This is a genomic window from Verrucosispora sp. SN26_14.1, from assembly GCF_004307965.1.
GTDB lineage: Bacteria > Actinomycetota > Actinomycetes > Mycobacteriales > Micromonosporaceae > Micromonospora.
Window position 1 is genome coordinate 1 of record NZ_SISL01000733.1, and the last position, 1,832, is coordinate 1,832.

Here is a 1,832-nt window from a genome sequence, read left to right on the forward strand (position 1 = left end):
GTCGACGTCACGGCGTGGCGGTCGGCGGGGGCGGCGGCGCGACCGGCCCGGATCCACCACCGGCTGACGGCGGGCCGACGGGGTCGGGCGCGACCGTGCCGGTGGGGAGCCGGGAGCGGCCGTGCCCGACCACCGACAGCTCGACGACCCGCCGTGACCAGGGCCGTACCCGCAGGGTCACCATGTCACCGTCGTGGCAGCGGCTCGCCCACTCGCTGGGCAGCCCCCACGCGGTGGTGCGGTCGGCGGTGCCGTCGTCCACGGCCAGGTAGTGCAGCCAGGGCCGGGCCGGGCGGTTCTCGCCCTGAGTGGTGCTGCGCCACACCTCGACCCAGAGCACCTCACCGGTGACGGTGCGCTCGGTGACCAGGTCCACCAGGGTGCGGACCAGGGTGTGGATCCCGGACAGCAGCACCAGGACCGTCAGCACGACGACGCCGTTGCGCACGAGGTCGAAGATCCGTGCGGCCTGGTTCACCGTCGACGGGGTGAGGGTGAACGTCGGCCCGACGACGGTGAGCAGGTAACCGCCGACGGCGACGCCGGTCGCGCCGCCGGCCAGCAGGCGCGGCACCGAGCGGCCGTAGCGGAGCAACAGCCGGGGATAGCGGACGCGGACCCGGCGCCACGTGCCGCCGTACGACGACCAGACCGACGTGCGGTCGCCGAGGCCGAGGTCGAGCACCGCGCTGGCCAGGTGGGTGGCGCCGACGGCAGCCCCGTAACCCAGGTAGCGGTCCCAGATCGCGACCGCGGCCGGGGGCAGCTCGTCGAACTGCTCGTGCCCGCGCAGCCAGGCCCGGACACCGAGCCACCGTGCCGCGGTCTGGCGGCCGAGCACCGTGTCGCGTTCGCCGGGCGACGCCCCGGCGAGCGTGGAGAGCAGGACGAAGACCGCGATCCCGGCGATGAACGGGTAGTTGCCCGACGTCGGATGCCAGCTCGCGTGGTGCAGCGCGGCCAGGCCGACCACCACGGCGGCGACCAGCGCCGTGCCGACCAGCAGAGCGGTCACGCGCGGGCCGAAGCGCCGCCGGGACAGCCCGGCGGCACGGGCGTCGGCGACCACCTGCCCGCGCAGCCGCTTGTTCCACGCCCGGGCCCGGGCCTCGTCGCGGAAGGTCAGCGCGGTCAGTGGCAGGACGCCGTCCACCGCGAGCCCCCGCACCCGGTCGAGCACCAGTCGCTCGTACGGACGCAGCCCGGCCTCGTCGGGCGGAGCCGCCGGCAGGTGCACCGTGCTCTGCATCGGGTCGGCACCGGGTTGGCGTACCTCGAAGAAGCCCCGGGCGGCGAGGTCGAGCAGGGTCGCCTCGGCGGCGTCCTCGGTCAGCGACCAGCGGTTGACCAGCAGGTTGACCACGGCGGGCGGTTCGGCGCCGAGTTCCGGGGTGGCCGGCGCGGGCGACACGGCGGCGGGCCGGGTGACCCACCGAAGCACACCGTAGAGCAGCAGCCAGCCGGCGAGGGCGCCCAGCCCCACCGTCAGGTCGAGCAGGAGACGACCGTCCATCACGCGCCCGGGCCCGGGAAGCGGACTCCGACGGTGCCGCGCTCGCCCGTCCCGGCCTCGAAGTAGTCCCGCGTCCGGAAGCCGGCCACGCGGGCGACCAGGTTGGTGGGGACGGACTCGACGGTGGTGTTGTACGTCTGCACCGCGCTGTTGTAGAACTGCCGGGCGTAGGCGATCCGGTCCTCGGTGCGGGACAGTTCGGCCTGCAACGCCGCGAAGTTCCGGTCGGCCCGCAGGTCCGGGTACGCCTCGGCGAGCGCGAGCAGTCGGCCGACCGCCTCGGTCAGCACGGTCTCGGCACCGGCCCGGCCCGCCAGGC

General features: G+C 75.3%; 2 protein-coding genes. Both read right to left on the bottom strand.

The window, feature by feature from the left end:
- Window positions 1–7: 7 nt before the first annotated feature.
- Window positions 8–1,513, bottom strand: coding sequence for a DUF2207 family protein (locus EYA84_RS31420; RefSeq protein ID WP_131057803.1), 1,506 nt, complete (start codon window positions 1,511–1,513; stop codon window positions 8–10).
- The coding region (locus EYA84_RS31425; protein ID WP_131057804.1) for a LemA family protein at window positions 1,513–1,832 on the bottom strand (320 nt) is incomplete at its 5' end. The genes EYA84_RS31425 and EYA84_RS31420, both read right to left, overlap by 1 nt.